25 protein-coding genes are annotated in these 25671 nt (G+C 72.9%); 11 read left to right on the top strand and 14 right to left on the bottom strand.

Annotation, left to right across the window (positions count from 1 at the left end; genetic code table 11):
* Nucleotides 1-258: 258 nt before the first annotated feature.
* The gene (locus ACIQPQ_RS05945; RefSeq protein ID WP_401300223.1) at nucleotides 259-1299 is read right to left on the bottom strand and encodes an NAD(P)-dependent alcohol dehydrogenase; all 1041 of its coding nucleotides are present in this window, start codon (nucleotides 1297-1299) and stop codon (nucleotides 259-261) included.
* Nucleotides 1300-1487: 188 nt separating this feature from the next.
* Here ACIQPQ_RS05945 and ACIQPQ_RS05940 point away from each other — a divergent pair, with 188 nt between their 5' ends.
* Nucleotides 1488-2417, top strand: a complete 930-nt coding sequence (locus tag ACIQPQ_RS05940; RefSeq protein WP_401300221.1) for a helix-turn-helix domain-containing protein — start codon at nucleotides 1488-1490, stop codon at nucleotides 2415-2417.
* A 199-nt stretch (nucleotides 2418-2616) separates the two neighbouring features.
* Here ACIQPQ_RS05940 and ACIQPQ_RS05935 read toward each other — a convergent pair whose 3' ends face one another.
* The 4 genes from ACIQPQ_RS05935 to ACIQPQ_RS05920 all read right to left on the bottom strand — a co-directional run bounded on the left by ACIQPQ_RS05935 (nucleotide 2617) and on the right by ACIQPQ_RS05920 (nucleotide 6755).
* Entirely contained in the window at nucleotides 2617-3300 is a 684-nt protein-coding gene (locus tag ACIQPQ_RS05935) for an ABC transporter ATP-binding protein (protein ID WP_401300218.1), read from the bottom strand.
* A 37-nt stretch (nucleotides 3301-3337) separates the two neighbouring features.
* Nucleotides 3338-4789, bottom strand: coding sequence for an ABC transporter permease (locus ACIQPQ_RS05930; RefSeq protein ID WP_401300215.1), 1452 nt, complete (start codon nucleotides 4787-4789; stop codon nucleotides 3338-3340).
* A 146-nt stretch (nucleotides 4790-4935) separates the two neighbouring features.
* Entirely contained in the window at nucleotides 4936-6183 is a 1248-nt protein-coding gene (locus tag ACIQPQ_RS05925; RefSeq protein WP_401300212.1) for an Ig-like domain-containing protein, read from the bottom strand.
* A 233-nt stretch (nucleotides 6184-6416) separates the two neighbouring features.
* Nucleotides 6417-6755, bottom strand: coding sequence for a hypothetical protein (locus ACIQPQ_RS05920; RefSeq protein WP_384297753.1), 339 nt, complete (start codon nucleotides 6753-6755; stop codon nucleotides 6417-6419).
* 148 nt (nucleotides 6756-6903) lie between these two features.
* Here ACIQPQ_RS05920 and ACIQPQ_RS05915 point away from each other — a divergent pair, with 148 nt between their 5' ends.
* Nucleotides 6904-7377 (top strand): LPXTG cell wall anchor domain-containing protein, encoded by a 474-nt coding sequence (locus ACIQPQ_RS05915; protein WP_401300208.1) that lies wholly within the window; start codon nucleotides 6904-6906, stop codon nucleotides 7375-7377.
* A 78-nt stretch (nucleotides 7378-7455) separates the two neighbouring features.
* Nucleotides 7456-8253 (top strand): hypothetical protein, encoded by a 798-nt coding sequence (locus tag ACIQPQ_RS05910; RefSeq protein WP_401300205.1) that lies wholly within the window; start codon nucleotides 7456-7458, stop codon nucleotides 8251-8253.
* A gap of 69 nt (nucleotides 8254-8322) precedes the next feature.
* On the opposite strand, the gene hutH is transcribed toward ACIQPQ_RS05910, so the two are convergent.
* The 3 genes from hutH to ACIQPQ_RS05895 all read right to left on the bottom strand — a co-directional run bounded on the left by hutH (nucleotide 8323) and on the right by ACIQPQ_RS05895 (nucleotide 12031).
* Complete coding sequence (gene hutH / locus ACIQPQ_RS05905) at nucleotides 8323-9861, bottom strand: histidine ammonia-lyase (protein ID WP_401301506.1); 1539 nt, start codon at nucleotides 9859-9861, stop codon at nucleotides 8323-8325.
* Nucleotides 9862-9971: 110 nt separating this feature from the next.
* The gene (locus ACIQPQ_RS05900) at nucleotides 9972-11114 is read right to left on the bottom strand and encodes a diguanylate cyclase domain-containing protein (RefSeq protein WP_401300202.1); all 1143 of its coding nucleotides are present in this window, start codon (nucleotides 11112-11114) and stop codon (nucleotides 9972-9974) included.
* A gap of 116 nt (nucleotides 11115-11230) precedes the next feature.
* Nucleotides 11231-12031 (bottom strand): enoyl-CoA hydratase/isomerase family protein, encoded by an 801-nt coding sequence (locus tag ACIQPQ_RS05895; protein WP_401300199.1) that lies wholly within the window; start codon nucleotides 12029-12031, stop codon nucleotides 11231-11233.
* Nucleotides 12032-12303: 272 nt separating this feature from the next.
* Between ACIQPQ_RS05895 and ACIQPQ_RS05890 the strand changes: the two genes are divergently transcribed.
* Nucleotides 12304-12996 (top strand): hypothetical protein, encoded by a 693-nt coding sequence (locus ACIQPQ_RS05890; RefSeq protein ID WP_401300196.1) that lies wholly within the window; start codon nucleotides 12304-12306, stop codon nucleotides 12994-12996.
* Nucleotides 12997-13098: 102 nt separating this feature from the next.
* On the opposite strand, the gene ACIQPQ_RS05885 is transcribed toward ACIQPQ_RS05890, so the two are convergent.
* Entirely contained in the window at nucleotides 13099-14226 is a 1128-nt protein-coding gene (locus ACIQPQ_RS05885) for an adenylate/guanylate cyclase domain-containing protein (protein ID WP_383770409.1), read from the bottom strand.
* Nucleotides 14227-14356: 130 nt separating this feature from the next.
* On the bottom strand, nucleotides 14357-15259 hold the full coding sequence (locus ACIQPQ_RS05880) for a biotin--[acetyl-CoA-carboxylase] ligase (RefSeq protein ID WP_401300193.1): 903 nt from the start codon (nucleotides 15257-15259) through the stop codon (nucleotides 14357-14359).
* A gap of 110 nt (nucleotides 15260-15369) precedes the next feature.
* Between ACIQPQ_RS05880 and ACIQPQ_RS05875 the strand changes: the two genes are divergently transcribed.
* From ACIQPQ_RS05875 to mmpB, 3 genes are all read left to right on the top strand, one after another.
* A complete protein-coding gene (locus tag ACIQPQ_RS05875; protein WP_401300191.1) occupies nucleotides 15370-16962 on the top strand; it encodes an acyl-CoA carboxylase subunit beta in 1593 nt (530 codons plus the stop codon).
* Between the two features lie 9 nt (nucleotides 16963-16971).
* Nucleotides 16972-17181 carry an acyl-CoA carboxylase subunit epsilon gene (locus tag ACIQPQ_RS05870; RefSeq protein WP_401300188.1) on the top strand — a complete coding sequence of 70 codons (210 nt, stop codon included), beginning with the start codon at nucleotides 16972-16974 and terminating at the stop codon, nucleotides 17179-17181.
* A 91-nt stretch (nucleotides 17182-17272) separates the two neighbouring features.
* On the top strand, nucleotides 17273-17401 hold the full coding sequence (gene mmpB, locus ACIQPQ_RS05865) for a morphogenic membrane protein MmpB (RefSeq protein ID WP_383770419.1): 129 nt from the start codon (nucleotides 17273-17275) through the stop codon (nucleotides 17399-17401).
* Between the two features lie 69 nt (nucleotides 17402-17470).
* Here the strand turns inward: mmpB and ACIQPQ_RS05860 are convergent, their stop codons facing one another.
* Nucleotides 17471-17770 (bottom strand): hypothetical protein, encoded by a 300-nt coding sequence (locus ACIQPQ_RS05860; RefSeq protein WP_401300186.1) that lies wholly within the window; start codon nucleotides 17768-17770, stop codon nucleotides 17471-17473.
* Nucleotides 17771-17902: 132 nt separating this feature from the next.
* Here ACIQPQ_RS05860 and ACIQPQ_RS05855 point away from each other — a divergent pair, with 132 nt between their 5' ends.
* Nucleotides 17903-18523, top strand: coding sequence for a Maf family protein (locus tag ACIQPQ_RS05855; RefSeq protein ID WP_383770422.1), 621 nt, complete (start codon nucleotides 17903-17905; stop codon nucleotides 18521-18523).
* Here ACIQPQ_RS05855 and ACIQPQ_RS05850 read toward each other — a convergent pair.
* Nucleotides 18492-19016, bottom strand: a complete 525-nt coding sequence (locus ACIQPQ_RS05850; protein WP_401300183.1) for a hypothetical protein — start codon at nucleotides 19014-19016, stop codon at nucleotides 18492-18494. The two genes, ACIQPQ_RS05855 and ACIQPQ_RS05850, sit on opposite strands and share 32 nt — an antisense overlap.
* Nucleotides 19017-19391: 375 nt before the next feature.
* Between ACIQPQ_RS05850 and ACIQPQ_RS05845 the strand changes: the two genes are divergently transcribed.
* Nucleotides 19392-21167 (top strand): acetyl/propionyl/methylcrotonyl-CoA carboxylase subunit alpha, encoded by a 1776-nt coding sequence (locus ACIQPQ_RS05845; RefSeq protein ID WP_401300180.1) that lies wholly within the window; start codon nucleotides 19392-19394, stop codon nucleotides 21165-21167.
* Nucleotides 21168-21532: 365 nt separating this feature from the next.
* On the opposite strand, the gene ACIQPQ_RS05840 is transcribed toward ACIQPQ_RS05845, so the two are convergent.
* Nucleotides 21533-22504, bottom strand: coding sequence for a DeoR/GlpR family DNA-binding transcription regulator (locus tag ACIQPQ_RS05840; RefSeq protein WP_383770430.1), 972 nt, complete (start codon nucleotides 22502-22504; stop codon nucleotides 21533-21535).
* Nucleotides 22505-22680: 176 nt separating this feature from the next.
* Nucleotides 22681-24129: an NAD(P)H-quinone dehydrogenase gene (locus ACIQPQ_RS05835; RefSeq protein ID WP_401300177.1), complete on the bottom strand. Its 1449-nt coding sequence runs from the start codon at nucleotides 24127-24129 to the stop codon at nucleotides 22681-22683.
* Nucleotides 24130-24247: 118 nt separating this feature from the next.
* On the opposite strand from ACIQPQ_RS05835, the gene ACIQPQ_RS05830 reads away from it, so the two are divergent.
* Nucleotides 24248-24685: a gamma-glutamylcyclotransferase gene (locus ACIQPQ_RS05830; RefSeq protein ID WP_383770435.1), complete on the top strand. Its 438-nt coding sequence runs from the start codon at nucleotides 24248-24250 to the stop codon at nucleotides 24683-24685.
* A gap of 134 nt (nucleotides 24686-24819) precedes the next feature.
* The gene (locus ACIQPQ_RS05825) at nucleotides 24820-25644 is read left to right on the top strand and encodes a purine-nucleoside phosphorylase (RefSeq protein ID WP_383770438.1); all 825 of its coding nucleotides are present in this window, start codon (nucleotides 24820-24822) and stop codon (nucleotides 25642-25644) included.
* Nucleotides 25645-25671: the final 27 nt, after the last annotated feature.

Below are 25671 nucleotides of genomic sequence, written 5' to 3'. Positions count from 1 at the left end.
GTTGGCAGCCGAAAAAACACGTGGTTGTCCCCACAACCAAACGTGACGGTACGACTCTATCGAGCGATGGCCGCCTCGCACATCCACTCGGACAAGACCGGTCGGGGAACCTATCGGCGCAGGTCGAGCCGGGGGTCGCCGCGACCGCCCCGACCGCCCCCGGCGGACCCGGCCCGGGCGCGCCGAGGGCCCCCGGCGCGCGCGGTCGCGCACCGAGGGCCCTCGCTTCCACCGGCGGGCGGGCGCCGGACCGGTTCGTCAGATCGTCGCCGTGTCGATCACGAAGCGGTAGCGGACGTCGCTGGACTGGACGCGCTCGTAGGCGTCGTTGATCTCGGAGGCGGCGATCAGCTCTATCTCGGCGCCGAAGCCGTGCTCGGCGCAGAAGTCGAGCATCTCCTGGGTCTCCCGGATGCCGCCGATGCCGGAACCGGCGAGGGTCTTGCGGCCGCCGATCACGGAGAAGAGGTTCAGGGAGACGGGCTCCTCGGGGGCGCCGACGTTGACGAAGGCGCCGTCCGTCTTGAGGAGGGAGAGGTAGCTGTCGAGCGGGAGGGGGGCGGAGACGGTGGACAGGATGAGGTCGAAGGTGCCGGCCAGCTCGGTGAAGGTGGCCGGGTCGCTGGTGGCGCGGTAGTGGTCGGCGCCCAGCCGCAGGCCGTCGTCCTTCTTGCGCAGCGACTGCGACAGCACGGTCACCTCGGCGCCGAGCGCGTGGGCGATCTTGACGCCCATGTGGCCGAGGCCGCCCATGCCGACGACGGCGACCTTCTTGCCGGGGCCCGCGTTCCAGTGCTTCAGCGGGGAGTACGAGGTGATGCCGGCGCAGAGCAGCGGGGCGGCCACGTCGAGGGAGAGGCCGTCGGGGACGCGGACGACGTAGTTCTCGTCGACGACGATCTTCTCGGAGTAGCCGCCGTAGGTGGTCGCGCCGTCCTTGCCGACCCCGTTGTAGGTGTAGACGGGGCCGTCGGAGCAGTACTGCTCCAGGCCCGCGCGGCAGTTGTCGCAGACGCGGCAGGAGTCGACCATGCAGCCGACGCCGACGCGGTCACCGACGGCGTGCCGGGTGACGCCGGGGCCGACCTCGGAGACGACGCCCGCGATCTCGTGGCCCGGGACCATGGGGAAGGTCGCCTCCCCCCAGCCCTCGTGTACTTGATGGATGTCCGAGTGGCAGATGCCGGCGAACTTGATGTCGATCAGGACGTCGAACTCACCGACCGGTCGCCGCTCGATCGTCGTGCGCTCCAGGGGCGCCTTCGGGGACGAGGCGGCGTACGCGGCGACAGTGGTCATGACCAGGTTCTCCTAGCGGGAGGAAGAGGGGGGTTGCGCCGGTCTGATCCGTGGACCGGCTGTGTCCCCAGCCTGGCGGAGGCGGCGCGGTCCACCCAGACCCCGGCTGTGCCTACGTCCGCGGTGCCTACCACTGGCGGGGTCAGGCTGACCCGCGTACGACGGGGAATGCCGTGAATACTGGAGTCATGGACCCACAGACCCGAGCCGCCCGCGGCGTCCCCGCCGAGCCCGGCGGCGGGCTGGACCGGCGGGCCGAGCTGAGCGAGTTCCTGCGCACCCGGCGGGCCCGGCTGAAGCCGGAGGACGTCGGGCTGCCCGACTACGGCCGGCACCGGCGGGTGCCGGGGCTGCGGCGGGAGGAGCTGGCGCAGCTGGCCGGGGTGTCGGTGGCGTACTACACGCGGCTGGAGCAGGGCAACGGGCGGAACGTGTCGGCGGAGGTGCTGGACTCCATCGCCCGCGCGCTGCGGCTGAGCGACGCCGAGCACGCCCACCTGACGCATCTCGCCAAGCCGAAGCAGCACAAGAAGAAGACGGCGGCGCGCGGCAGACCCACCCGGCCCGCGCTCCAGCAGATGCTGGACCTGATGGACGGCATGCCCGCGTACGTGGTGGGGCGGCGGTCGGAGATCCTCGTCTGGAACCGGATGGCCGCGGCCCTCTTCGGGGACTGGGGCGACCTGCCGCCCGCCGAGCGGAACTGGGCGCGGCTGGCGTTCCTGCGGCCCGACTACCGCGAGCTGTTCGTGGACTGGGAGCAGAAGGCGATCGACATCGTGTGCACGCTGCGGATGGACGCGGGCTGCTACCCGGACGATCCGCGGCTGTCGGCGCTGGTGGGCGAACTGTCGGTGAAGAGCGCCGACTTCCGGCGGCTGTGGGCGACCCACGACGTCAAGGAGAAGAGCCACGGGGTGAAGGAGCTGCGGCATCCCCTCGTGGGCGAGCTGTCGTTGCGGTTCGAGGGGTTCCAACTGCTGGGCGACCCCGAGCACTCGCTGGTGACGTACTTCGCGGAGCCCGGCTCCCCGTCGGCGGAGGCGCTGCGGCTGCTGGCGAGCTGGGGCACGGACGCCACCCGGGCGGGGTCGCGGACGACACCGTCGTCCGCCTGATCACAGACCACGCCGTCGTCCGCCTGACCCCGCCCGCCACGAGCGACGGCGTCCGCGCGTCGGGCGGCCCGCACGGCCCGTACGTACCGAGCACGCACTGAGTGGCGATCGCCCCGCACCGGGCACCCCCCGCAGGCCGCACTCCCGCACCGGGAACCCTCACCAGGCGCCTCTCAACACCCGCCGCACGCACGCCCGTTCAGGACACGGCGTTCTCCTTCACCGTGATCCGGCCCTTCCTGATGGTCGCCAGCCGCGGGGCCTTGCGGGCGATCGCGGAGTCGTGGGTGACCATGATGAACGTCAGCCCGTGCTCCTTCCACATGGTGTGCAGGACGTCCATGATCTCGTCGCGCATGCCTTCGTCGAGGTTGCCGGTCGGCTCGTCGGCGAGGAGCACCTTGGGCTTCTTGACGAGGGCGCGGGCGATCGCGACCCGCTGCTGCTGGCCGCCGGACATCTCGCCGGGGAGGTGCCCGAGCCGTTCCCCGAGGCCCACCGAGGTGAGCGCCTCGGCCGCGAGGTCGCGCCGTTCCCGGGCCTTGACGCCGAGCGGGACGAGGGCGGTCTCGACGTTCTCCTGGGCGGTGAGCGTCGGGATCAGGTTGAAGGACTGGAAGACGAAGCCGATGTTCTCGCTGCGCACCCTGGTCAGCCGGGACTCGGGGAGCTTGGCGAGGTCGACGCCGTCGAGGACGACCTCGCCCTCGGTGGGCCGGTCGAGGGCGCCGATCATCTGGAGCAGGGTGGACTTGCCGCCGCCGGTGGGGCCCTGGATGACGAGCCGGTCGCCGTCGGGGATGGTCAGGTCGACGCCGTCGAGGGCGCGGACGGTGTCCTTGCCGCGGGTGTAGCGCTTGGTGACGCCTCTGAGTTCGTACATGGGACTGTGCAACTCCTGTGGTGGGTGAGGGGGGTGGCTACTCGACGCGGCGCAGTGCGTCGGCCGGGCGCAGCCGGGAGGCGCGCCAGCCGCCGAACGCGCCCGCGATGAGCCCGCCGGCCACGGCGAGGCCGACCGCGACGGCCACCGTCGTGACGCTCACCGGTGCGGTCAGCGCGACCTCCAGCGTCTTGGCCGCGGTCTGCCGGCCGGGGCCGCCGAAGCCACCGCCGCCGCCGGGGCCGCCGCCCTGACCGCCTCCGCCGCCCAACTGGGCCTGGAGGGTGGGGCTGACGGCGGTGACGGCGTAGGCGCCCGCGAGACCGAGGGCGATGCCGAGGGCGCCGCCGAGGAGTCCGTTGACCATGGCCTCGCCGACGACCTGGCGGGTGACGCGGCCGGACTTCCAGCCGAGCGCCTTGAGCGTGCCGAACTCGCGGACGCGGCGGGAGACGGCCGAGGAGGTGAGCAGGCCCGCGACGAGGAACGCGGCGATCAGGACGGCGATGGAGAGCCACTTGCCGACGCTGGTGGCGAGGGAGGAGGCGGTGGAGAGGGAGCCGGAGACGGTGTCGGCCAGGTCGGCGGAGGTCGTCACGGTCGTACCGGAGATGTTCTTCTGGATGGCGGACTTGACGCCGTCGATCTGCTGGGAGTCGGTGGCCTGGACGTAGATCGTGGTGACCTTGTCCTTCGAGTCGCTGAGGGTCTGGGCCTGCTTCAGCGGGATGTAGACGTTGGCGGCGGAGTCGCCGCTGTCGGCGGTGGCGACGCCGACGACCTCGAACTTCACCTTCTTGATGGTGACCGTGGAGCCGGTCTTGAGCTTCTTCTCCTTGGCGTAGGCCGCGTCGAGGACGGCGACCTTCGCGTCGGTCTCGGCGGTCTTGAAGGTTCGGCCGCTGGTGATCTTGGAGGAGGTCAGCGGGCCGAGTTCGGGGCGGGTGACGTCGGTGCCGTAGACGGAGTAGCTGTTGACGTCGAACTCGGCGCCGCCGCCCTTGACCTCGCCCTGGGGCTGCTCGCCGCCGGGCCTGCCCCCGCCGGTGCCGCCGGTGGCGCCCTGCTGGAACTGGCCGCGGGTGAACTGCCCGTCGACCTTGATGACCTGGAGGCTGAGGCCGCCGACCGCGTCCGAGACGCCGTCCTGGTCGCCGACCTTCGTGACCGTGGAGGCGGACAGGGTCTGGAAGCCCTGCACCATGACGCGGTCGCTGCTCTGCTCCTCCTCGGCGCCGTCCTCCTGGGCGTCGAACTGGAAGCGGGGCCGCTCGGCGGTGGAACCGTTCGACGCGGCGGCCTTGGTGACGGTCATGTCGGTGCCGAGGCCGTAGAGGGACTCCAGCACCTTGTCCTGGGCCTTCCCCATCCCGGAGGACACGGAGGTGACCACGATGACCAGCGCGATGCCCAGCGCGAGGCCGGAGGCGACGACGAGGGCCGCCTTTCTGCGGCGGCGCAGTTCGCGCCTCAGGTAGGTGAAGAACATGTGCCGAAAAGTAGGGACGGCCCGTGATGAAGAGGTAAGGGCCGCATAAGAGCAGCATGAGAAGCGGGAGGGCCGTCACAGAACGACGCTGCCGCCCCCGGGGCGGGGGCGGCAGCGCGGTGGACGAAGAGGGGGAGCGGGTCGGCTCAGACGGCCGAACCGGCCTTCCACTGGGCCCAGTCCATGTTCCAGCCGTTGAGGCCGTTGTCCGGGGCGATGGTCTTGTCGCCGGTGTTCTTGACGACGACCACGTCACCCACGATGGAGTTGTCGAAGAACCAGGCGCCCGGGGTGCTCTTGTCGTTGGCGCCCTTGGTGTCGGAGAGGCCGACGCAGCCGTGGCTGGTGTTGACCGAGCCGAAGATGGACTTGGCGCCCCAGTAGTTGCCGTGCACGAAGGTGCCGGAGGTGCTCAGGCGCATGGCGTGCGGCACGTCCTTGATGTCGTACTCGCCCTTGCCGTCGTCGTCGGTGAAGCCGACGGTGGCGCCGTTCATCCGGGTCTCCTTGAACTTCTCGGAGATCACCATCTGGCCTTCGTACGTCTTGTTGTCCGGGGAGCCCGCGGAGATCGGGATGGTCCGGATCGTCTTGCCGTCCTGCGTGACCTTCATCTGCTTGGTCTTCGCGTCGACGTACGTGACCTGGTTGCGGCCGATCTTGAAGGTGACCGTCTTCTGCTGGACGCCCATCAGGCCGTCCGCGCCCTCGACACCGTCGAGCGCGAGCTTCAGCGTGACGGTGGAGTTCTCCTGCCAGTACTCGTCGGGCCGGCAGTCCATGCGGGTGGTGGAGAACCAGTGGCAGGCGACCTCCTGGCCGCTGCTCGTGTTGACCGTGATGCCCTTCTGGACCGCGGCCTTGTCGGTTATCTCCTTGTTGAAGTTGATGGAGACCGGCATGCCCACGCCGACGGTCGAGCCGTCCTCCGGCGTGAAGTTGGCGATGAAGCTGTCGTCGGGGGAGACCGTGGTGAACGACGCGTTCTCGTGGGCCTCCAGGCCCGCGCCGTCCTTCGCGGTGGCCGCGACCTTGTAGGTCGTGGACCGCTCCAGCTGGGCGCCGGGCTTCCAGCTCTTCTTGTCCGCGGCGAGCTGGCCCTCGACCGCGGTGCCGTCGGCGGTGGTCATCGTGACCTGGGTGAGCGTGCCCTTGCTCACGGTCACGGCCGCCGAGTTGTTGATGGAGGCGTTGTTCGAACCGTCCGCGGGTGTGATCTTGATCTGGGCCTCGGAGGACTTCGTGGCCGCCGCCTCGTCGGCCTTCGCCTGCGAGGAACTGCCTCCGCCGTCGGCGGCGTCACTGTCGCCGCCGGAACACGCAGAGAGCACCAGAACACCGCCGAGCAGTGCGGACGCGGTCATCAGACCCCTGCGCCGCCTACTGTCCGTCATCACACGCTTCTCCATCGTCGCCGATTTCCAGAACCCAGGGAGTCCCCGTCGAACTCTTCAACGCTACGACCGGTTCGTCCCGTTCCACATCGCTCGGATGTGTGGGCCACGCCACGTCCACGGGGGCCGGGGCCCGTCCGGGACCGCGGGGCGGGCGTCGGTCTGTGCGTCCCATGAGACGACGGAACCCCGGGCGTCGGTTGCCGCCCGGGGTCACGTTTTCCCCAAGTCCGTCAGCCGACGCCTCCGACGCGGACCTCGTCCGCCCCGGCCTCGGCCTCATCATCCCCGTCCTCGACGCCGTCCAGGTCCCATTCGGGGGCGTCGGGGTCGTAGGCGACGGGCTCGCTGGACCAGGACGCCTGCTGGAGTTCGACGCCGGGGACGTCCCCGACCAGGTCGAAGGGGTCCACGAGGAAGGCCAGGGCCTCTGCCGTGTCTTCCGTCACAGCACGCTCGGCGTCCGCCCGCTCGCTCTCCGACATGTCGGGGTCCCCGGCCTCCTCGGCGAGCCGCCGCAGCGCCGCCTCGGTGATGGCGCCCGCGTCGTCGATCTCCAGAACGAGATCCACCCGAAGCCGCACAAAACGTGATGTCTCTTCAGTGCTCATACCCGGAGCGTACGGCGGAACCCTCCCGCAACTTTCCCGCGGCCCCCGCCGTTCACTAGCATCGGGGCACACGGCCAATTCGCCAGCGCCACAAGGGGATCGATATTCCGTGTCATCCGCTCGCCGTCCGTTGCTGACCGCCGCCGCCGCGGGGACCCTCCTGGGAGCCCTGTGGTTCGTCCCGAACGCCAACGCGTCCCAGGACCATCCGGCACGGCACCAGCCCGCGAGAACGGCCGGAACGGCGCAGGCCACCACCCAGGCCCGCGCCCTCGCCGCACAGACGGTCACCCGCACGACGTCCGGCACGGACACCGCCGCCGACACGGACGCGGGCCTCTCGAAGGACGCGACGGACGCGAAGGACACCGCCGGGGCCGCCGACACCGACGGCCTCGCGGACGCGTCCGGCGCCGACACCACCGACGCCTCGGACACCGCCGACGCCTCGGACGGTGGCGTACGCCTCGCCGACACCGGCAGCTTCGACACCACCCCGTACGTGGCGGGCGGCACCACGCTGCTCGCGCTCGGCGCCGGTTTCGTGGCGTACTCGGTGCGCCGCGAACGCCTCGGCCTGTGAGCCGAGTTGCGCGCCCGTCAGGAAATCGCTCATGGAATCGATTTGACGCTTCCTTGACCGAACATTCATAGTCCGCTCATGAAGAGATCATCGGGGGCGCGGCTGTGCGCCACAGCCGCGGTGGGCGCGCTCTCGCTCGCCCTCATCACGGGTTGCTCGTCGGACTCCGACAAGGGGTCGTCGGACGAGAAGGGCGCCAAGGGCGCCTCGGACACGAAGTCGTCGGCCCCGGCCGCCGCGGCGGTCGGCTCGGCCGAGCTGGAGAAGCTGCTCCTCGTCGACGGGGACGTCAAGGGCTTCAAGGTCGAGAAGGCCGACGACAGCCTGCCGGCCGACAAGAGCGCGGTGAAGGTCGACAAGGCGGAGTGCGAACCGCTGGCGTACGCGCTGTCCGCGCTGCCGCCCGGTGACAGCGACGCGCTGGCGCGCACCACGGTCGCGGAGGACAAGGCCGCGTCGATGGAGACCGCGTCGCCCGAGGACCTCGAGAACGTCGACATGCAGGACATGCTCGACATGGACGTGGTGCTCGTCGGGCTGTCCTCCTACGAGGGCGACGGCGCCCAGAAGGCCGTGAAGGGCGTCTCCGACGCCGTGGCGGCCTGCGGCGGCGGGCTGAGCATGACCAGCGAGGGCGAGACCCAGAAGCTGACCAAGGTCACCTCCGCGAAGGGCACCCCGGCGGGCGACGAGTCGACCGCGTTCAGCGTCCTGACCGAGGTCGAGGGGTCCCCGCTGACCGTCCAGGTGGAGGTGGTCCGCACCGGCGGCACCGTCGCCACGTTCTACGCGGTCAACCTGGCCGCCATGTCGACCGGCGGCAAGGCCGAGGTGCCCCCGGCCGTGATCGAGGCCCAGGCCGCCAAGCTCAAGTGACCCCGCGTCAGCACGAAGGGCCCCGCCGTGTCCGTACGGCGGGGCCCTTCCGCGTGCGGTCCCGGCGGGTCAGCGCAGCGGGCCGGTGACCGTCTCCACCGCCGTGACGAGGCGGCCGTCGCGGACGAAGGCGTCGGCGGCCGCGAGGTCGGGGGCGAGGAAGCGGTCGGGGCCGGGGCCCTCGACGCCCGCCGCGCGGACGGCGTCGAGGACGGCGCGGGTGGCGGGCGCGGGGGTGAGGCCCTCGCGGAGTTCGACGGCGCGCGTGGCGGCGTACAGCTCGACGGCGAGGACGCGCGTCAGGTTGTCGACGGCGGTGCGCAGCTTGCGGGCGGCGGACCAGCCCATGGAGACGTGGTCCTCCTGCATCGCGGAGGACGGGATGGAGTCCGCCGACGCCGGTACGGCGAGCCGCTTCAACTCGCTGACCAGGGCGGCCTGCGTGTACTGGGCGATCATCAGGCCGGAGTCGACGCCGGCGTCGTCGGCGAGGAACGGCGGGAGGCCGTGGCTGCGGTTCTTGTCGAGGAGCCGGTCGGTGCGGCGCTCGGCGATGGAGGCGAGGTCGGCGACGGCGATCGCGAGGAAGTCGAGGACGTAGGCGACCGGGGCGCCGTGGAAGTTGCCGTTGGACTCGACGCGGCCGTCGGGCAGCACGAGCGGGTTGTCGACGGCGGCGGCGAGTTCGCGTTCGGCGACCAGGCGGGCGTGGGCCAGGGTGTCCCGTCCGGCGCCCGCGACCTGGGGGGCGCAGCGCACCGAGTAGGCGTCCTGGACGCGGGGCGCGTCGTCCTGGTGGTGGCCGGTGAGTTCCGAACCGGCGAGCACGGCCAGCATGTTGGCGGCGGCGTCGCCCTGGCCCGGGTGCGGGCGGACGGCGTGCAGCTCGGGGGCGAGGACGCGGTCGGTGCCGAGGAGGGCCTCCAGGGAGAGGGCGGCCGTGACGTCGGCGGACTTGTAGAGGCGGTCGAGGTCGGCGAGGGCCATGACCAGCATGCCGAGCATGCCGTCGGTGCCGTTGAGGAGGGCGAGGCCCTCCTTCTCGCGCAGTTCGACCGGGGCGATGCCGTGGGCGGCCAGCAGCTCTCCGGCGGGCCGGACGACCCCGTCGGGGCCCTCGGCGTCGCCCTCGCCCAGGAGGGTGAGCGCGCAGTGGGAGAGGGGGGCGAGGTCGCCGGAGCAGCCGAGGGAGCCGTACTCGTGGACGACGGGGGTGATCCCGGCGTTGAGGACGTCGGCCATGGTGTGGGCGACCTCGGGGCGGACGCCGGTGTGGCCGGAGCAGACGGTCTTCAGCCGGAGGAACATCAGCGCGCGGACGACTTCGCGCTCGACGCGCGGGCCCATGCCGGCGGCGTGCGAGCGGACGATGTTGCGCTGGAGCTGGGCGCGCAGCTCGGGGCTGATGTGCCGGGTGGCGAGGGCGCCGAATCCGGTGGAGACGCCGTAGACGGGTTCGGGCTTGGCCGCGAGCGCGTCCACGATCGCGCGGGCCGCGGCGAGGGCGGCCTCCGCCTCGGCGGAGATCTCGATCCGGGCGCCGTCGCGGGCCACGGCGAGCACGTCGGACGCGGTGACCCCGGACGTCCCCACCACCACAGTGTGCATATCCATATTCAGGAACGTACACAGTGAAGACGAAGATGTCACCAGTCCGGCCGGGGCTCACCCCTTACCGATGCGTCACACCGCGACCGCCGCAGGGGCGGGGGCCGCGGTCAGGACCGGCCGCGGAAGCGACGGCGCTCGGCCGCCGGTCCGCGCGGCGGCTCGTCGGCCAGCCGTACGACGGGGTCGTCGGGCCCGGCGCGGCCCGCGACCACCGGGCGGGCGGCGCGTACGGCCTTGGCGCGGTACTGGGCGGCGTCCGCGAGCCGGAACAGCCGCCGGGCGGAGCGGACCGGGCCGATCGGGTCGGCGGTGGAGGCGACCCCGCAGGCCACGCCCTCCCCCAGCTCCAGTTCGGCGGCGCGGCGGCACAGGTCGTCGGCGACCGCGACGACGTCGTCGGCGGGGGGCCCGACGGCCAGCAGACAGAACTCGTCGCCGCCGAGGCGGGCGGCGAGCGCGCCGGGCAGCATGGCCCCGCAGAGCGACAGCACCGACCCGAACCGCTCCAGCAGCCGGTCCCCGACGGCGTGCCCGCGCGTGTCGTTGACCCGCTTCAGCCCGTTCAGGTCGCACACGACGAGGCTCACCACGTCCCCGTGCGTCCGGTGCCGTTCGACGGCCTCCTCCAGGCGTACGTCGACGGCGCGGCGGTTGGCGAGGCCGGTGAGGGCGTCGGTGAAGGCGAGGCGGCGGGCCTCCTCCAGCCGCTCGGTCTGGGCGAGTCCGGCGGCCACGACGGCGGCGAGGACGGTGGCGAAGTCGGCGTCGGCGCGGTCGAAGACGGCGACGCGGGCGGAGCGGGCGACGTACAGCTCGCCCCAGGCGCGGCCGTGCAGCACGATCGGGGCGACGACGCAGGAGCCGCGCCCGCGGCGGCGCAGGGCGGCGACCCGCTGGTGACAGTAGCCGGGGCGGCCCTCGGCGGGGCCCTCGGCGGTCTCCACCCAGGCGTCGGGCTCGCCGCCCGCGACCCAGCGTTCGTGGAGGAACTCGGTGATCTCCGGGAACTGGTGCACCGGATACGCCTCGTCCTCGGGGAACTCGTCCTCGTCGGGCGCGCGGTCCCCCACGTTCACCAGGACGCGGAGCCGCCCGAGGTCGCGCTCCCACACGGAGAGCGCGGCGAAGCCGCCGTCCAGGGCCCGGCAGGCGCCGAGCGCGGCGGCCCGCCAGGACTCCCGCGGCGCCCGCGCGGCCGCCATGCCCTGCGCCAGCGCCACCACCGCCACCAGGCGTCTGTCGTCACCCATCTCCCCAGACTAGGGATATTTACGCACAAAGGGTGGGCGCGGCGGGGCTGAGCGTGACGGCGTCGCGCCGTAACGGGGGCACGGCCGCGCCCGGCCACCCCTCCACGACTCCCCGGCTACTCCCCCGGCCAGTTCGGCTTCCGCTTCTCGTTGAAGGCCGCCACGCCCTCCGCGCGGTCCCCGGAGAAGGCCACCGAGCGCCAGGCCGCGTCCTCGACCTCCAGCCCCGCCCGCAGGTCCAGGCCCTGCCCGAGGCGCAGGGCGCGCTTGGCGGCACGCAGGCCGACCGGGGAGTTCGCGCCGATCCGCTCGCCCAGCGCGAGGGCCTCCTCGCGGTCGCGGCCCGCGTCCACGAGGACGTCGACGAGGCCCAGCTCGGCCGCCTCCGCCGCCTCGACGCGCCGCGCGGAGAAGATCAGCTCGGCGGCGCGCGCCGCACCCACCCGGCGCGGCAGCAGCTGCGTCCCGCCACCGCCGGGGATGACACCGACCGACACCTCCGGCAGACCGACCACGGCCGTACGGTCGGCCACGACGACGTCGCAGGCGAGCGCCAGTTCGAAGCCGCCGCCCAGCGCGAACCCGTGCACCGCCGCGACCGTCGGCACGGGCAGCTCCAGCACGCCGGTGTACGCCCCCCGCGCGACCGGCCGCTGCCGGACCAGCTCGGCGTCGCTGAAGGAGTTGCGCTCCTTGAGGTCGGCGCCCACGCAGAACGCCCGCTCGTTCGTCGAGGTGACCACGACCACCCGTACGTCCCGGTCCGCGCCGAGCGCCGCGCAGGCCGCCCCGATCGAGCGGGCCATGTCGGTCGACACGGCGTTCATGGCCTTCGGCCGGTCGAGGGCCAGCTCCGCGACGTGCCCGCCGCCGTGCCGCCGCACCTCTACGAACTCCCCGAACCGTTCCTCGCTCATGACACCCTCCGGGTTAACGCGGGTTAACAACCCTGGCTCACCCGATCATCGCAGCCCCCGCGACGACGACGGAAGGGGCGTCCCCGCGAGGACGCCGGGGAGCACGCGGCCGGGTCGAGGCGGACGCCCCGCCGCTCCCGGCCCCGTTCCGCCCCCGCCCACCCGTTCGAGTGACATCCCGCCCGACTCGCCACGCACCGCCCAGGGGAGCGCATAACGTGCGGGCGCCACAGCGCGCGGCGGGGGCGCGGCGCTTTCGGGGAGGGAGCACGATGACGGGCACGACACCGCGGGCCGCCGGTACCGGCGGCCCGAGCACCGGGCAGCCCTCCCCCGCCCAGCCCTGGCGCCCCGTCCGGCACCGGGGGCGGCACCGCAAGCCCCGCTCCCCGCGCGGGGCGCTGTTCGCGGCGGGCGGCCTGGCCCTGACCGCGGGCGCGCTGAGCCTCGTACGGCTGGCGCCCGACCCGGGGCCCGGCGCGGGCGCCCCGGAGGCCGCGCCCCGCCTCGCCCTCGAACCCACCGCGCACGACACGCCCCGCGCGACCCCCGCGGGCGCCACCGCCCCGGCACCCTCCGCCCGGCCGAGCGGCCCGCCCACGGGGGCCGCGGGAGGCTCCCCGACGGCCGCGGTCCGGACACCCAGCGGCCCCTACGACCCGACGGCCGCACAACCCGACGGCGACCGCCGGACCGGTGCCGCCGGAAGCGACGGGGGCGACGGAAGCGACGGGAATGACGGCCGTACGGAGCCGGGGGCCGCCGCCGCACCGAACGCGCCGACCGCCGCCCCCACCGGAGCGGCCACCGCGGCGCCGCAGCCGCAGCCGACCAGGACCCCACCGCCCCCGGCGCCCACCGCGACCGGCGTACCGCCCACGCCCCGGCCCCCGGCGGACCGGCCGGGCGTGTGCGTCCCGGTGATCGGGCTCTGCGTGGACGTGCTGTCCGGTCCGGCGGACTGAGCTGGGGGTCCGGCGCCGACGGCGACCAGAAGGGCGTCGGGGTGCGGGCGTACGGGCTGTGCCGGAGCCGGGGCCGGAAGGTTCAGGCGGGCCGGTGCGGGCTCAGTCGCCCTGGCCGTCGCGGCGGGACAGGAGCCAGGGTTCGACGACACCGAGGCCGCGGACGGGGCGCTGCCACATGGGCTGGAGGGCGAAGCGGTAGGCGGGCGGCTGGTCGCCCTCCTTCTCCGCGGCGGCGGCCTCCTCGGCGGCCTCGGCCTCGGAGGCGGGGGCGTCGCCGGTGCGGACCAGTTCCTCCGCGAAGGCGCTGTCGACGAGGACGGCGTCGCGGGGCGCTATCGACGTCAGCCGGGAGGCGAGGTTGACGGTGGTGCCGAAGACGTCGCCCATGCGGGTGGTGACCGTGCCGAAGGCCATGCCGACGCGGAGTTCCGGCATGGTCTGGTCGTTGCTCATGGTCTCGACGAGGCGCAGCGCGATGTCGGCGGCCACGCCCGCGTCGTCGGCGGCGTACAGGACCTCGTCGCCGAGGGTCTTGATGAGGCGGCCGCCACGCGCGGCGACCAGATCGGCGGCGGTGGTCTCGAAGGCCTCGACCAGCTCGCCGAGTTCCTCCTCCTCCATGCGCCGGGTGAGCCGGGTGAAGCCGACGAGGTCGGCGAAGCCGACGGCGAGCCGACGGTCGACCATCTCCTCGTCGTCGGCGGCCTGCACGACCCGCCCGGCGGACGCGGCGAGCTGCCGCCGCCAGACGTAGACGAGGAACTCCTCCAGCTCGGGCAGGAGCAGCTCGACGATCGGGTAGGTGACCTCGGTGCGGGTCATGCCGGGCTCGGGGGGCTCGGTGAGGCCCTCCAGGAAGGAATCGATCTGCCATTCGGCCAACCGGGCGGTGGTCTGCCCGGTGGAGCGGGCCACCTGCACCGCCATCGCCTCACTGAGCAGGCCCGCCTCGACCAGACCGGCGAGGCGGCGCAGGGCCAGCACGTCGGCCTCGGTGAGGGCGCGGGCCTGCCCGATGTCGGCGAAGCCCATGGCCCGCCAGAAACGCGAGGCCAGCTCCATGGAGACCCCGGCGCTGCGGGCGGCCTGGAAGGGGGTGTAGCGGCGCTCGGCGCCCAGGATGAGCTGTTCCAGGCGCAGGGCGAGCGGGTCCTCGCCGGCGTCGGGGACGTCGGGGTCCACCCGGCCGTCCGCGCCCGCGCCGGAGCCCGTCTCGTCGACGCTCACGCCTGCTGCCCTTCCGATCTGCCGCGGTCGGTCACGACCGGCCTCAACTCTACGGCAGGTGTGCGCCAGCTCACTCCGTCAGGTGGAGCGGGGGTGAGGGGCACGTGAGGGCCGCGCCGGGGCACGCGGCTCACGCGGGGCGCAGGTGGACGATGTCACCCGCCCCCACGGGCTCCCGTGCCCCGTCGGGGGTGGCGATCACCAGGCGTCCGTCGCCGTCGACGGCGACGGCCTCCCCGACCAGCGCGCGGTCGCCGGGCAGCTCGGCCCGTACGGTCCGGCCGAGGGTGGCGCAGCCCGCGACGTAGGTCTCCTGGACGCCGGACGCGGCCGGGTCGCCCTCGGCGTCGCGCCAGCGGCCGTACCAGTCCTCCAGGGAGCGCAGGACGGCGCGCAGCAGCGGGTCGCGGTCGGTGCTGACGGCGTTCGCGAGGGCGAGGGAGCCCGCCTGCGGGACGGGCAGTTCGTCGGCGCGCAGGGAGACGTTGAGGCCGACGCCGACGACGACGCCGTCGGTCCCGGCGCGCTCGGCGAGGATGCCGCCCGCCTTGCGCTCCTCGCCGCCGACGGTGACCAGCAGGTCGTTGGGCCATTTGAGTGAGGTGTCGACGCCCGCGGCGCGGGAGAGGCCGGTGGCGACGGCGACGCCGGTGAGCAGCGGCAGCCAGCCCCAGCGGGCCACGGGGACCCCGGCCGGGCGGAGCAGGACGGAGAAGAACAGGCCGGAGCGGGCGGGGGCGCTCCACTGCCGGTCGAGGCGGCCGCGGCCGGAGGTCTGCTCCTCGGCGACGAGGACGGTGCCCTCGGCGGCCTTCCCGGCGGCGGCCCGCGCGACCAGGTCGGAGTTGGTGGAGCCGGTGCGGGGCACCACCTCCAGGCCGGTCCAGAGGGCGCCCGCGCGGACCAGGCCGCGGCGCAGGGCGGCGGCGTCGAGCGGGGGGCGGTCCAGGTCGGACCAGCGGCCCGCGGGGGCCTGCGGGGTGCCGCCCGCGCGGCCGGCGGCGGGGTCTCGTTCTGCGTCTCGCGGCGTCATGCAAGCCACCCTAGGTGTGGGAAACGCCGCACTGCCGATCGCTGGGCCCGCCACTACTCTACGGATGAGTAACCGTCCCCCCTTTTGAGCAGGCAGGGAGCCGTATCCCGATGTCCGAGGCGGAAGAGACCGACATCCACACGACCGCGGGCAAGCTCGCGGATCTCCAGCGCCGGGTCCAGGAGGCGACGCACGCCGGTTCGGCGCGTGCGGTCGAGAAGCAGCACGCCAAGGGCAAGCTGACGGCCCGTGAGCGCATCGAACTCCTCCTGGACGAGGACTCGTTCGTCGAGCTGGACGAGTTCGCCCGGCACCGGGCCACCGCGTTCGGCCTCGACGCCAACCGCCCGTACGGCGACGGCGTCGTGACGGGCTACGGCACCGTCGACGGGCGCCCGGTGGCCGTGTTCTCGCAGGACTTCACCGTCTTCGGCGGCGCGCTGGGCGAGGTCTACGGGCAGAAGATCGTCAAGGTGATGGACTTCGCGCTGAAGACCGGCTGCCCGGTCATCGGCATCAACGACTCGGGCGGCGCCCGCATCCAGGAGGGCGTGGCCTCGCTCGGCGCGTACGGCGAGATCTTCCGCCGCAACACGCACGCCAGCGGTGTCGTCCCGCAGATCAGCCTGGTCGTCGGGCCGTGCGCGGGCGGCGCGGTGTACTCGCCCGCGATCACCGACTTCACGGTGATGGTCGACCAGACCTCGCACATGTTCATCACCGGCCCGGACGTGATCCGCACGGTGACCGGCGAGGACGTCGGCTTCGAGGAGCTGGGCGGCGCGCGCACCCACAACTCGGTGTCGGGCGTGGCCCATCACATGGCCGGGGACGAGAAGGACGCCGTCGAGTACATCAAGCAGCTGCTGTCGTACCTGCCGTCCAACAACCTCTCCGAGGCGCCGGTGTTCCCCGAGGAGGCGGACCTCACGGTCGGCGCCGAGGACCTGGAGCTGGACACGCTCGTCCCGGACAGCGCGAACCAGCCGTACGACATGCACACGGTGATCGAACACGTCCTGGACGACGCCGAGTTCTTCGAGACGCAGCCGCTGTACGCGCCCAACATCCTCACCGGGTTCGGGCGGGTGGAGGGGCGTCCGGTCGGGATCGTCGCCAACCAGCCGATGCAGTACGCCGGTTGCCTCGACATCAAGGCCTCCGAGAAGGCGGCCCGGTTCGTGCGGACCTGCGACGCGTTCAACGTGCCCGTCGTCACCTTCGTCGACGTGCCCGGCTTCCTGCCCGGCGTCGACCAGGAGCACGACGGCATCATCCGGCGCGGCGCCAAGCTGATCTACGCCTACGCCGAGGCGACCGTCCCGCTCATCACCGTCATCACCCGCAAGGCGTTCGGCGGGGCCTACGACGTCATGGGCTCCAAGCACCTGGGCGCCGACCTCAACCTGGCCTGGCCGACCGCGCAGATCGCGGTGATGGGCGCGCAGGGCGCCGTCAACATCCTGCACCGGCGGGCGATCGCCGAGGCGGAGGCGGCGGGCGCGGGCGAGGAGACGCGGGCGCGGCTGATCCAGGAGTACGAGGACACCCTGCTCAACCCGTACGTCGCGGCCGAACGCGGGTACGTGGACGCCGTGATCATGCCGTCGGAGACCCGGCGGCACATCGTGCGGGGTCTGCGTCAGCTGCGGACCAAGCGGGAATCCCTGCCCCCGAAGAAGCACGGCAACATCCCCCTGTAAGGAGCCGCCATGACGATCAAGGTCGTACGGGGCAACCCGACCCCGGAGGAGCTGGCCGCCGCCCTCGCGGTGGTCCGCTTCCGCGCCGCGGCGGCGCAGGCCGCGCCGTCCGGGGTGCCGGGTCCGCGGGACGCGTGGTCCGACCCGGCCCGCCTCGCCGCCCGCCGGGTGCCGCCGCCCGGCGAGGCGTCCTGGACGCGCACCTACTGGCCCGGATAAGGCGCCTGCGCCCCGCGGGGAGGCCGTCCTTCCGGAACTTGAGTACCCGTACTCAGGCGCCGGGCGGGCGGCCTCCCGCACGCTGGACGGCATGCTGTGGTCCGACCCCGAGAACGAGCCGCCCGAGGAACTGCGCGCCATGCAGGACATGCTGCGCCGCCTCGGCCTCCTCATGGCCCTGGCCATGGTGCTGGCGATGATCGTGCTGGGACTGAGCTAGGCCGCCTGGTGGCGCGGGGTGCCCGGAACGGGGACAGCGGGGGCGGGACGGCGGCGCCGAGGTCCGGATCTACGGCGCGTCCTGGACGGGCCCCGGGGCGCGGCGGCGGAGGGCCTTGACGGCGTAGGTGGCGCTCATGAGCGTGAAGCCCGCGAGGGCGAGGACGAGCCCGGCGGCGGTCAGGACGTCGCTCAGCAGCCCACCGCCGAAGAGGAGCACGCTCCCGGCGGTCTCGGCCAGGTCCGGGCGCGCGGCGGCCCGCTCGGCGGCGTCGGGGCCGCGCAGGCGGCCGACGACCGGGACCAGGCCGAGGAGCTGAAGGACCAGGAGCCCCGCCAGGAGCCAGGTGAGCCAGTCGGGTATGTCCACGGCGCGCACCCTACCCGCCTCCCCGGTACGGGAGTTGACGTCCTGGCAGGCCAGGCGTGAACCCTCGGGGACCGGGACCGCGAGGGCCGGAACCGGGGCGAAGGGCAGCGGCGGCGCCTATACGCTGGGCGTATGACCGATCAGCCGCGCCGTCGTCTCGTGCTTGCCTCCCAGTCCCCCGCCCGGCTGGGCCTGCTGCGGCAGGCCGGGCTCGATCCGGAGGTGATCGTGAGCGGGTTCGACGAGGACGCCGTCACCGCGCCCACCCCCGCCGAGCTGGCCCTCGCGCTGGCCGAGGCGAAGGCGTCCGTGGTGGCCGCCCGGCCCGAGGCGGCGGGCGCGCTGGTGATCGGCTGCGACTCGGTCCTCGACCTGGACGGCGAGGCGCTCGGCAAGCCCGCCGACGCCGAGGAGGCCACCGCCCGCTGGAAGGCGATGCGCGGACGCGCCGGGACCCTCCAGACCGGCCACTGCGTGTACGACACGGCGAACGGGCGGCACACCTCGGCCGTCGCCTCCACGGTGGTCCGCTTCGGCGAGCCGACCGACGCCGAGATCGCCGCCTATGTCGCCTCCGGCGAGCCGCTGCACGTCGCGGGCGCCTTCACGCTGGACGGCCGGTCGGCGCCGTTCGTCGACGGCATCGACGGCGACCACGGCAACGTCATCGGCCTCAGCCTGCCCCTGGTCCGCCGCCTCCTGGCCCACCTGGGCGTCGGCATCACGGAGTTGTGGGCGCCGGCGGACCGCTGAGCGGGGCCGGACCGTCGGAACCGGGCCCGGGTCCAGGGCCGGGGCCGGTGCCGTGCGGCCCGGTGCCCTTCGGGTGCGCGGCGGCGGGCGGCTCCTGACGGTCGTAGGTCATCAGCAGCAGGACGATCAGGGCGAGGACCACGACCATCAGCACGAAGCCGGACGGGCCGACCAGGCCCCAGCCCGCCGCGCCGAGCAGCGCGTGCACCACGGCGGCGCTGATCAGCAGGACGCGCCCGAGGCCCGCCGGGGCCCGGTCGCGGAGCGCCACCAGCAGGGCGACCAGGCCGCACAGGGCGAAGTAGAGGCCGAAGACGACCCCGCCGATCTTCGACGAGGTCGCCATCACATCGGGGTCCAGCCCCGCCAGGGACATGTCCTGACGGTCGACCACGATCCCGAGGAACCAGTTCAGCGCGGCGACGCCGAGCGCCTCGGCGAAGAGCACGACCGCCACGACCCAAGCCACCGGTCTGCGCACCACCGGTCCCACCCACTTTCGCCCGCGCCCCGGCCGGGAGCCCCGCTCAGGACTGCTGTTACCCCTAGTAGTTCGCGACATCTGAACGCTACTAACGGGTAAACCCCGGGACAAGGGTCGTGCGGCGGGCAAAGAATCATTGGGCCATTCGTAGGGACTCCACAAAGAAACCGAGTCGGCGGCGGCACGTGCTCACAGAGACCTTGGCCACAGTGGAGGACTAGGGTTGCCGTCAGAAGTGCTGCGTACAGCGGCACCACAAGGGATTTCACGGTCGAGTGAGCCAGGCATGACGCTCCGTGTGGGCAAGCTCACCTTTGGGGATGGGTCGATGAGACGTGTCGGCAGTCCCTAAACTCGGCTTGTTTCAAGGAGGGAGCCTCAATCGTGCGCAAGGTGCTCATCGCCAACCGTGGCGAAATCGCAGTCCGTGTGGCGCGGGCGTGCCGGGATGCCGGTATCGCGAGCGTTGCCGTGTATGCCGACCCGGACCGGGACGCTCTGCATGTCCGCGCCGCGGATGAGGCGTTCGCCCTGGGCGGTGACACTCCGGCCACCAGCTATCTCGACATCGACAAGGTGCTCAACGCGGCCCGGGAGTCCGGCGCGGACGCCGTCCATCCCGGCTACGGCTTCCTCTCGGAGAACGCCGAGTTCGCCCAGGCCGTGCTCGACGCGGACCTCATCTGGATCGGCCCGCCGCCGCAGGCCATCCGCGACCTCGGCGACAAGGTCGCCGCCCGGCACATCGCCCAGCGGGCGGGCGCGCCGCTCGTCGCCGGTACGCCCGACCCGGTGTCCGGGGCCGACGAGGTCGTGGCCTTCGCCGAGGAGCACGGCCTGCCGATCGCGATCAAGGCCGCCTTCGGCGGCGGCGGGCGCGGTCTGAAGGTCGCGCGGACGCTGGAGGAGGTCCCGGAGCTGTACGACTCCGCGGTCCGTGAGGCCGTGGCCGCCTTCGGCCGCGGCGAGTGCTTCGTCGAGCGCTACCTCGACAAGCCGCGGCACGTGGAGACCCAGTGCCTCGCCGACCAGCACGGCAACGTGGTCGTCGTCTCCACCCGTGACTGCTCCCTCCAGCGCCGCCACCAGAAGCTGGTGGAGGAGGCCCCGGCGCCGTTCCTCTCCGAGGAGCAGGTCGCCGAGCTGTACGCCTCCTCGAAGGCGATCCTCAAGGAGGCCGGGTACGTCGGCGCGGGCACCGTCGAGTTCCTCGTCGCCCTCGACGGCACGATCTCCTTCCTGGAGGTCAACACCCGGCTCCAGGTGGAGCACCCGGTGACCGAGGAGGTCGCGGGGATCGACCTGGTCCGTGAGATGTTCCGCATCGCCGACGGCGAGGAACTCGGCTACGGCGACCCCGAACTGCGGGGCCACTCCTTCGAGTTCCGCATCAACGGCGAGGACCCGGGCCGCAACTTCCTGCCCGCGCCGGGTACGGTCACCCTCTTCGCCCCGCCGTCCGGACCCGGTGTCCGGCTGGACGCGGGCGTCGAGACCGGCTCGGTCATCGGCCCCGCCTGGGACTCCCTGCTGGCGAAGCTGATCGTCACCGGCCGCACCCGCAAGGAGGCGCTGGAGCGGGCCTCGCGGGCGCTGGAGGAGTTCCAGGTCGAGGGCATGGCCACCGCGATCCCCTTCCACCGCACGGTGGTCCGGGACCCGGCGTTCGCGCCCGAACTGACCGGCTCCACCGACCCGTTCACCGTCTACACCCGGTGGATCGAGTCCGAGTTCGTCAACGACATCAAGCCCTTCACCGCGCCGGCCGACGCCGAGGCGGAGGAGGACCTCGCCAGCCGGGAGACCGTCGTGGTCGAGGTCGGCGGCAAGCGGCTGGAGGTGTCGCTCCCCGCCTCGCTCGGGATGACGCTGGCGCGGACCGGGCTCGCGGCGGGCGCCAAGCCGAAGCGGCGGGCGGCGAAGAAGTCTGGGCCGGTGGCCTCGGGTGACACGCTCGCCTCTCCCATGCAGGGCACCATCGTGAAGGTGGCCGTGGAGGAGGGGCAGGAGGTCAAGGAGGGCGATCTGATCGTCGTCCTCGAAGCCATGAAGATGGAGCAGCCTCTGAACGCGCATCGGTCGGGGACGGTGAAGGGGCTGTCCGCGGAGGTGGGGGCTTCTCTCACCTCCGGTGCGGTGATCTGCGAGATCAAGGACTGAGGTCGGGGTCTCTGCACCGCCCGCTGGGCCCGGGGTTTTCCTCGGGCTCGGCGGGCGGTGTTGTTGTGTGCGGGTGGGGACCCGTGCTGTGCGGGTTTCTGGCGGCCGGTGTGAGGTGTGATCGTCGGACACGGCACTGTGCACGATTCCCCGCGCCCCCAAGATGCCGGGGTCTCCCGCGGCCCCTGTCGGATGTGACCGTCGGGCCCGCCGCCGTGCGCGGTTCCCCGCGCCCCCAGGATGCCGGGGAATCCCGTACCCGGCATGAGGTGTGACCGTCGGACACGCCACTGTGCGCGGTTCCCCGCGCCCCCAAGATGCCGGGGTCTCCCGCGCCCCCAAGGTGCGTCCCCCGGGCGGGAGGCTCAGCGGCGGCGCATGTCTGCGACCCTTGCCCGGTCCGGGGGTGGGGGCTGGTCCTGGGTGAGGACCGTGGTGGCGCGGAGGGGGGTGGTGGGGGTGCCGGGGACCTGGCCGCGGCGGGGGGAGGGCAGGGGGACGTCCCGGCGCTGCTGCTGGCGGCGCGCCGGGACCGGCTCACCCCCCGGCGCTCCCGACGCCCCGGCGACGGCGATCTGCACCCCCTGGTCGGCGAGGGCCTGCAACTCGGTGCCGGACCGGTCGTCGTGGACCGGTGGCTCGTCGGTGACGAGGCGGGTGATGAGGTCCGTCGGCACGGTCTGGAACATGGTGTCGGTGCCGAGCTTGGTGTGGTCGGCGAGGACCACCACCTCGGCGGCGGCCTGCACCAGGGCCCGGTCCACCGACGCCGACAGCATGTTGGACGTGGACAGGCCGCGCTCCGCGGTCAGCCCGCTGCCCGACAGGAAGGCCTTGGACACCCGCAGGCCCTGGAGGGACTGTTCGGCACCGCTGCCCACGAGGGCGTAGTTGGAGCCGCGCAGGGTGCCCCCGGTCATCACGACCTCGACGCGGTTGGCGTGGGCCAGCGCCTGGGCCACCAGCAGGGAGTTGGTGACGACGGTGAGCCCGGGGATGCGGGCGAGCCGACGGGCCAGCTCCTGGGTGGTGGTTCCCGCCCCGACCACGATCGCCTCGCCCTCTTCCACGAAGGTCGCGGCGAGGTCGGCGATGGCGGTCTTCTCGGCGGTCGCGAGATGGGACTTCTGCGGAAAGCCGGACTCCCGCGTGAAACCGCCCGGCAGTACCGCACCGCCGTGCCGGCGGTCGAGGAGTCCTTCTGCCTCCAGTGCGCGCACGTCCCGCCGTACGGTCACTTCGGAGGTCTGGACGACGCGGGCGAGCTCACGGAGCGACACGGCTCCGTTCGCTCGCACCATTTCGAGGATCAATTGGCGACGTTCTGCAGCGAACACGAAACTGACAGTAACGCGGACGACCGTCTGCTTTCAGCTCTTTGCCTTGAATAGCAGAAGTTGTTCGCATGGCACCTGTGGAAGTGGTATACGTGCCCAGGCCGTTCGGGTATGCCAGGCGCACGGGCCGCAACCGCCTGTGACCAGCGGAGAGTTGGTTCCGGCCGCCTGGCGCCCTATCCCTCCGCGCCCGACTTCCTCGTGTGCAACTGCCGTGCCACCTCCGCGATCGACCCCGAAAGAGAGGGGTACACGGTGAAGGCGTTCGCGATCTGTTCGACCGTCAGATTGTTGTCGACGGCGATCGAGATGGGGTGGATGAGTTCCGAGGCGCGCGGCGCGACGACGACCCCGCCGACGACGATCCCGGTGCCGGGGCGGCAGAAGATCTTGACGAAGCCGTCCCGGATGCCCTGCATCTTGGCGCGCGGGTTGCGCAGCAGCGGCAGCTTCACCGCGCGCGCGTCGATCTTCCCCGCGTCCACGTCGGCCTGGCTGTAGCCGACGGTGGCGATCTCGGGGTCGGTGAAGACGTTGGACGAGACGGTCTTGAGGTCGAGCGGGGCCACCGCGTCGCCGAGGAAGTGGTACATGGCGATGCGGCCCTGCATGGCGGCGACCGAGGCGAGCGCGAAGACACCGGTGACGTCTCCGGCGGCGTAGACCCCGGGGGCGGTGGTGCGGGAGACCTTGTCGGTCCAGATGTGCCCGGAGTCGCGGACCCGGACGCCCGCCTCCTCCAGGCCGAGGCCCTCGCTGTTGGGGATGGCGCCGACGGCCATCAGACAGTGCGAGCCGGTGATGACCCGGCCGTCGGAGAGGGTCACCTCGACCCGGTCGCCGACCCGCTTGGCGGACTCGGCGCGCGAGCGGGCCATGACGTTCATGCCGCGGCGGCGGAAGACGTCCTCCAGGACGGCGGCGGCGTCGGGGTCCTCGCCGGGCAGCACCCGGTCGCGGGAGGAGACGAGGGTGACGCGGGAGCCGAGGGCCTGGTAGGCGCCCGCGAACTCGGCGCCGGTGACGCCGGAGCCGACCACGATCAGTTCCTCGGGCAGCTCGCGCAGGTCGTAGACCTGGGTCCAGTTGAGGATGCGCTCGCCGTCGGGCGCGGCGTCGGGCAGCTCGCGGGGGTGGCCGCCGGTGGCGAGGAGGACGGCGTCGGCGGTGAGGGTCTCCTCGGTGCCGTCGGCGGCGGTGACGATCACCTGGCGGGAGCCGTCGAGGGCCTGCATGCCCTTGAGCCGGCCCCGGCCGCGCAGCACACGGGCCCCGGCGCGGGTGACGGAGGCGGTGATGTCGTGGGACTGGGCGAGCGCGAGCCGCTTCACCCGGCGGTTGACCTTGTCGAGGTCGACGCCGACCACGCGGGCGGCGCGCTCCAGCGGCGGGGTGTCGTCGGCGACGATGATGCCCAGCTCCTCGTAGGAGGAGTCGAAGGTGGTCATCACCTCGGCCGTGGCGATCAGGGTCTTCGACGGCACGCAGTCGGTGAGCACCGACGCCCCGCCCAGACCGTCGCAGTCGACGACGGTCACCTCCGCGCCGAGCTGCGCCGCGACCAGCGCCGCTTCGTATCCGCCGGGTCCGCCACCGATGATCACGATCCGAGTCACGTACTCCATTGTCCCGTACGCGGGCCGGTGGTACCGCCCCGGGGGGCCGAGGGCCGGTACGACAGGTGCGGGAGGGGCGTCCGGCGGCGGAAGGGAACCGGCCACGGGCTGCCGTACCCTCGTCCCCATGTCGCTCTACGCCGCGTACGCCGGCAACCTCGACGCGCGGCTGATGACCCGCCGCGCCCCCCACTCGCCGCTGCGCGCCACCGGCTGGATGAACGGGTGGCGGCTGACGTTCGGGGGCGAGCAGCTGGGCTGGGAGGGCGCGCTGGCGACGGTCGTCGAGGACCCGCTGTCGCAGGTCTTCGTCGCGCTGTACGACGTGGCGCCCATGGACGAGGAGTCCCTGGACCGCTGGGAGGGCGTCGGCCTCGGGATCTACCGCCGGATGCGGGTGCGGGTGCACACCCTGGACGGCGAGGAGCAGGGCTGGGCGTACGTCCTCGACGGCTACGAGGGCGGGCTGCCCTCCGCCCGGTACCTCGGGGAGATCGCGGACGCGGCGGAGTCGGCGGGCGCCCCGCACGACTACGTGATGGAGCTGCGCAAACGTCCCTGCTGAGGGCCCCTGTCACTTTTGTCACGTCCGCGCGGACCGCGGCGCGAGCAGGGCCGTCGGAAACGACAAGACAACGATCGCCCTCCCGTGCGCTTTGCCATCTACGCGCGTAGCCAAATCCGGGCTACCCTCTTCGCGTGAACGCATCTCTTCTTCCGGACGACATCCAGGGCGACCCCTACGCCGCCGCCGACGCGGCCGCGACGCGCCTGCGTGAACTGACCGGCGCCGACACCCACGACGTCGCCCTCGTGATGGGCTCCGGCTGGGCCCCGGCCGCGGACGCCCTCGGCGCCCCCGAGGCCGAGTTCCAGGTCACCGAGCTGCCCGGCTTCCCGCCGCCCGCGGTCGAGGGCCACGGCGGCACGGTCCGCTCGTACCGCATCGGTGACAAGCGCGCCCTGGTCTTCCTGGGCCGCACGCACTACTACGAGGGCCGCGGTGTGGCCTCCGTCGCGCACGGCGTGCGCACGGCGGTGGCGGCGGGCAGCAAGACCATCGTGCTGACCAACGGCTGCGGCGGCCTGCGCGAGGGCATGCGGCCCGGCCAGCCGGTCCTGATCAGCGACCACATCAACCTGACGGCGGCCTCCCCGATCGTCGGCGCGAACTTCGTGGACCTCACGGACCTGTACTCGCCGCGCCTGCGCGCCCTGTGCAAGGAGATCGACCCCTCGCTGGAGGAGGGCGTCTACGCCCAGTTCCCCGGCCCGCACTACGAGACCCCCGCCGAGATCCGCATGGCGCGCGTCATCGGCGCCGACCTGGTCGGCATGTCGACGGTGCTGGAGGCCATCGCGGCGCGCGAGGCGGGCGCCGAGGTGCTCGGCATCTCCCTGGTGACCAACCTCGCCGCGGGCATGACCGGCGAACCCCTCAACCACGAGGAGGTCCTCCAGGCGGGCCGCGACAGCGCCACCCGCATGGGCTCCCTCCTGGCCCAGGTGCTGGGCCGCCTGTAACCCCCCTTGCCGCGCCCTCCCTTCAGC

It is taken from the genome of Streptomyces sp. NPDC091281 (genome assembly GCF_044757425.1).
In the GTDB taxonomy this organism is placed as follows: Bacteria; Actinomycetota; Actinomycetes; order Streptomycetales; family Streptomycetaceae; genus Streptomyces.
This window is presented reverse-complemented; position numbering and strand designations above follow the sequence as displayed.

What these genes read in the sequence shown, in the direction of transcription:
- ACIQPQ_RS05900 (WP_401300202.1), bottom strand. Translation starts at nt 11,114, where the DNA reads ATGGGTGACGACAGACGCCTGGTGGCGGTGGTGGCGCTGGCGCAGGGC.
- ACIQPQ_RS05880 (WP_401300193.1), bottom strand. Translation starts at nt 15,259, where the DNA reads ATGACGCCGCGAGACGCAGAACGAGACCCCGCCGCCGGCCGCGCGGGC.
- ACIQPQ_RS05895 (WP_401300199.1), bottom strand. Translation starts at nt 12,031, where the DNA reads ATGAGCGAGGAACGGTTCGGGGAGTTCGTAGAGGTGCGGCGGCACGGC.
- ACIQPQ_RS05830 (WP_383770435.1), top strand. Translation starts at nt 24,248, where the DNA reads ATGTCGCTCTACGCCGCGTACGCCGGCAACCTCGACGCGCGGCTGATG.
- ACIQPQ_RS05875 (WP_401300191.1), top strand. Translation starts at nt 15,370, where the DNA reads ATGTCCGAGGCGGAAGAGACCGACATCCACACGACCGCGGGCAAGCTC.
- hutH (WP_401301506.1), bottom strand. Translation starts at nt 9,861, where the DNA reads ATGCACACTGTGGTGGTGGGGACGTCCGGGGTCACCGCGTCCGACGTG.
- ACIQPQ_RS05925 (WP_401300212.1), bottom strand. Translation starts at nt 6,183, where the DNA reads ATGACGGACAGTAGGCGGCGCAGGGGTCTGATGACCGCGTCCGCACTG.
- ACIQPQ_RS05945 (WP_401300223.1), bottom strand. Translation starts at nt 1,299, where the DNA reads ATGACCACTGTCGCCGCGTACGCCGCCTCGTCCCCGAAGGCGCCCCTG.
- ACIQPQ_RS05855 (WP_383770422.1), top strand. Translation starts at nt 17,903, where the DNA reads ATGACCGATCAGCCGCGCCGTCGTCTCGTGCTTGCCTCCCAGTCCCCC.
- ACIQPQ_RS05835 (WP_401300177.1), bottom strand. Translation starts at nt 24,129, where the DNA reads ATGGAGTACGTGACTCGGATCGTGATCATCGGTGGCGGACCCGGCGGA.
- ACIQPQ_RS05930 (WP_401300215.1), bottom strand. Translation starts at nt 4,789, where the DNA reads ATGTTCTTCACCTACCTGAGGCGCGAACTGCGCCGCCGCAGAAAGGCG.
- mmpB (WP_383770419.1), top strand. Translation starts at nt 17,273, where the DNA reads ATGCTGTGGTCCGACCCCGAGAACGAGCCGCCCGAGGAACTGCGCGCC.
- ACIQPQ_RS05935 (WP_401300218.1), bottom strand. Translation starts at nt 3,300, where the DNA reads ATGTACGAACTCAGAGGCGTCACCAAGCGCTACACCCGCGGCAAGGAC.
- ACIQPQ_RS05940 (WP_401300221.1), top strand. Translation starts at nt 1,488, where the DNA reads ATGGACCCACAGACCCGAGCCGCCCGCGGCGTCCCCGCCGAGCCCGGC.
- ACIQPQ_RS05910 (WP_401300205.1), top strand. Translation starts at nt 7,456, where the DNA reads ATGAAGAGATCATCGGGGGCGCGGCTGTGCGCCACAGCCGCGGTGGGC.
- ACIQPQ_RS05890 (WP_401300196.1), top strand. Translation starts at nt 12,304, where the DNA reads ATGACGGGCACGACACCGCGGGCCGCCGGTACCGGCGGCCCGAGCACC.
- ACIQPQ_RS05870 (WP_401300188.1), top strand. Translation starts at nt 16,972, where the DNA reads ATGACGATCAAGGTCGTACGGGGCAACCCGACCCCGGAGGAGCTGGCC.